Here is a 4,520-nt window from a genome sequence, read left to right on the forward strand (position 1 = left end):
ATCGTATCCCTCACGCCGATATGGGCGTTTTTGTGGCTAAACTGGATGAATTGCTGGAAGAAGGCATCGCTGGTTTGGCCCCCGCGGGAAAAAAGAGCCGGATAGCGCTGATAAGCGAAGTCCAGAACACTATCTGGCGTTTTAACAACCGCAGGCTTAAAGAGAAATACGTCAAGGCCATGCTTGGCGAGATATCCGGCCTGCATAAATTCATTTTCGTTTTCGGCGATACTGTTTATATACTGGATTTTCAGCGGGCGTTCTCCGGCAAGCTTGAAACCCATAGAATATTCACTTCCTGCCGTAAAGGTTATAAGGAATGCGATTTGCGGCTGGGCGAGACTATCTTGGAATTCAAGTTTACCCTGCATTTCAACGATCTTTACCGCCAGATAGTCGGTTTAAACAAGAGTATTTCGGTGTTTTCCCTGATTCAGGACGCGCGTCAGGCCAAAAACGATCTGGTCCCGGCTGATGCCGCGGTCCTCGGTTCGATCAAGAATATTGTGGCTTTCGGGGAGCACGCCCCGGCCAATCTTATCTCAGGCATAGAAACGTATGTGCGCGGGCATTCCCGCTCAGCGGACCATCGCAACAGCCAGCCTCTGCGGATGCGCAGGGAGTTCACTGAAGACGGCTACACGGTACGCTTGACTTTGGAAGAATTTGAGGATTTGTTATCTTCGCCGCCAATGCTGGAAGGGTCCATAAATGAATTGGAAGAGTTTCGAAGGTTTCAAAAGAAAAGAAGGTCATATAATGATACTCCGGCAGTCTCCGCCGGAGATGTCCTGAATGTCATACGCCCTATTTTCGCCGACCTTAAGAATGCAGTGCCGCTGGAGAGGTTCGATGTTTACATCAGTATCAGTAACCCTGGGGTGGTCATTCCGGCCAGCCGTGACGGTGGTAAACATGTTAATAGCAAAACCCGTTTTGTGCTGCCTTCAATCATACTGGAATCCCCCCTCAAGAGCCCCAGGGGTTTACGTATCGGTGTTTATCCCGCGTATTATCGGGGATTAGATGAAACTGACCTGGATATACTTTTCAACGGGAAAAAAGTTTTTGACCGGATATTCATAGTCGCGGCAGGGGAAGCCTGGGATACGGATAATTCTGCGCTGCAAAACAGGCTCAACCGCATATATCTATCAGTCAAACATATCCCCGGAGTATTTGCGGTAGGTATGGCCGGGAGATGTTTCCTGCCGGAGGCCGCACGAAAATTCGGGGCTCAGGCCGTTATGCGCAGATTAAGCCGCGCTCCTCCTGTTGGCGGGGCATCTTCAGAAGTGGATATGGAGACAGATGCCCTTTATTATAAGAATTACGGTTTGGATACGGTGTATCTTTTCCATACAGAAGAAACCCGCAGTAAACCAGCTTCCCGCAGATCGTTCTTTCCTTTAACCTTGGATGGATTAATAAACGCTTTGGCCGCGGCAGAAAAAACAGCCAATAACGCTGCCCCGATAATAGGATCGTTAATGTTGGGCGCGGATACGGTATTATTCCCGGGGAGCTTCGATATTCTAACCAATGGGCATATAGAGATAATCTCAAGGTTAGGCCGGATATTCAATAAGGTATATGTAGGGGTCGGTAATAATCCCGACAAGGAGTACATTTTTGCGGCGAACGAACGGGTCCGGTTGATACAAGAAGCCGTTAAGCAGAAAAAACTGAAAAATGTGAAAGTGTATTCATATGGCGGGCTGACCGTGGATTTCGCGCAGTCAAAAGGCATCATGGTAATGGCCAGGGGACTTAGGGATAATCAGGACCTGATTGATGAAGTCCGGCTTGCATCTAATAACGCGAAGCTAAATCCTGATATTCAGACTATTTTTCTTGCCGGGTTTGAATATCCGAAAGTAAGTTCATCTAAAGTAAAAGAACTTGCCGGAGATGACAGTGCCCTTAGCCGGTTGGTTCCGGATAACGTAAAGAAAGAGGTGCAAAGAAAGAGCAGGATCAATGACAGGGGCCGTTGTGACGGAGGGAATGATATCCATGACCCCGCTGATTATGGGCTTGGTTACGAGGTGGGGAGCGTGCATTTGGTCGATAAGCGGAATAATTACATAATCGGGGAAGCCGTTGTCGATTGGAAAAATACAGAAATGACCATAAGAAGATTATTCGTGTATAACCGCGGGGAAGGGTTCGGCACGATCTTTTATTCCAAATTGGAAGCTGATGCTATAAAGGATGGGTTTACGGATATGTTCGTTGAGCCCAGGAAAAATGAAGCGACAGGATTGCCTTATGAAAAAGTGGCCAAATTCTGGGAGAAAATGGGGTTTGATGGTTATTTCATTATGCATAAGAATATAGGCAGTAAGGCTGCCCCAAAAGACGGTGGGATGGAGAGGTTGATCGAACTTGATAATTCTCGTGCCGCGGAATTGGCGCAGATGCTCAGGCAGGAGAAAATGTTAAAAACACAGGTAGATGGGGATATCTTTGTGTTTGAGTATCTTTATCAGCGCGCGGATTGTTTCCGTTATCGTATAGCGGTTTCTTATTTTAAAAGCATGGGCGGGTTCATCGATTCTAAACTAATAAAGGTAAAAGATACGGTTATTGCGGTTTCTCATACGGCTTTCCAGCCGTCACCGTGGAAAAGCACATGGAAAGAAGAAATATTGTTGGATAGCAGCAAAGAGTCCTGGGTAGTCGACGATTCTGCGATGTACGGGTTCAAAGGCGTGGGCAGAACGATTCTCGCCCTGGCGATGAGGATCTCATATATGGAAAACGCCGAATGGTTCTATATACGTGAGCCAAATGATGAAATACTGGGGCTCCTTGATAAGCTGGGGTTTGAGCCTGTGGAATCCCCTGAAACGCTGGGGATGTTATCCGAAGAGATGGTTTACGGGTTTCGGTTGGGACAGGAAGTGTATCCTTCTATAAAGATCAGCAGGCTGCCTGTTCGGAGCGGCTGGGGGCTGGATACGCCATTTTCATCTGACGGCGGAAGAGACAGAATCCGGGAATATGCTTCGGGAAATCCCTCGCAGCAACAAATCATCGCTGAGCTGGAATCCCTGGTAAACGCCCGCAATGATGATCCCGACCCACTGAAGCATATTCTTTATGTTGAACAGGGGCTTTTACGGTTATTATATTCCAGCGGGTTGTTTACCGGCAGGACAATAATAAATATCCCGGCTGGCCTGGACATCCTCCCGGCGGAGTTCGCTCCCACCTATAATCTCACCTATTATGCCGGGGCCAAACTGAATATGGCGCGGGATATGGCTGAGGATTATTTGTCAGGATTCGGCCGGTACCGCGACAACCTTATTTACCGAGATTGCGATGTCAGGTATATAAATACCTACAAACATCTGGGTATATCCGGAAAAAAACTGCTTCTTTCTAAAGGCTTGAGTTCTTTTGTTCAACCGTTTAACCGGAGTGATTATATTGCTGGCTTGGATAAAGAGTTCCTGTTATCCGGCGACCGGATCTTGATAATGGATCAGGAAGACAGGCTGTGTTTTGAAGGCTTATTCCTGGATGAAGGATTTTATCCTGTAGGGGATTTGTTCTCTGGAGATATCCAGGAAAGATTAGATAACTTATTGCGTAAAATAAACGATTCCGAAATAACCGCATGGCCGTATGCGGGACGAAATTCCCTTCTTATTCCCACAGCATTGGTGGTTCTGGAGAAGCCGGCTTTTAAAGACGGGGGCGTGAAAAGGATATATCTCTTAGTCCATCCGTTATATTCTTATGAACTCATGCTTGAGAGTGAAATAACCGAGATCTTTAACGGATGGAAAAGTTTCCTGGAATTGGCCGGTAATGATCCGGACAGTATAGTGGTTTATATCCAGGAAAATAATGAATGTCTATATAATCAGCCCTTAAGCGAATGCGTGGACGATCTGGTGAATAATCTCAGGAAAAGGGTGTTTTACAACAGTTTCCCCTGCGATTTTGAGCTGAATATGGATAAAGAGCGGGAATTGTCAATCTATGCCTGCGGGGATATCTTTGAGGGGTGTTTGGTGGAGTTGACGGAAAAGTTGGCCTGGAAGCTGGGGTTGCCAAAGATAACCGCTTATTTGGTATATGATATGTCCATAGGTTATCTCGGCAATGCTTTCCCAGGAATAATCCGGCATGAAAAACGATTATCCGCGGAAATGAAGGCCAGGGATTATGGGCTGCGAATTATTTCTTATTCGGATCTGGCCAAAGAGATAGGCCGTGTTACAGAGAAAGGGCCTGCCGGTGACCAGGGTAAAGACGGCGGTAAACTGTATAAGGTATATTCAGCATTACCTTTTTTGTTTCTTGCATTGCTTCCCAATGCGGCCAGCGCGTTTGTTTATTTTGTGTTTGAAGATGTATTCGGCCCTCTGGCGCTTTTTCCGGTCCTGGCAGTATTCCTGACACTAAGCTTGGTATATCCTTTTGTTATCCTGGCGATAAGCAGTGTTGTAGCTGTGATTTTTGGAATAGGGCATAGTAAATTGCCCGGGATTTTTCCCGGACCG

General features: G+C 46.7%; 1 protein-coding gene. It reads left to right on the forward strand.

What is annotated here, in order from left to right; translation table 11 throughout:
* The coding region (gene coaD, locus M0R35_07680) for a pantetheine-phosphate adenylyltransferase (protein MCK9595537.1) at positions 1 to 4,520 on the forward strand (4,520 nt) is incomplete at both ends.

It is taken from the genome of Candidatus Omnitrophota bacterium, assembly GCA_023227985.1.
Taxonomy (GTDB): Bacteria; Omnitrophota; Gorgyraeia; order Gygaellales; family Profunditerraquicolaceae; genus JALOCB01.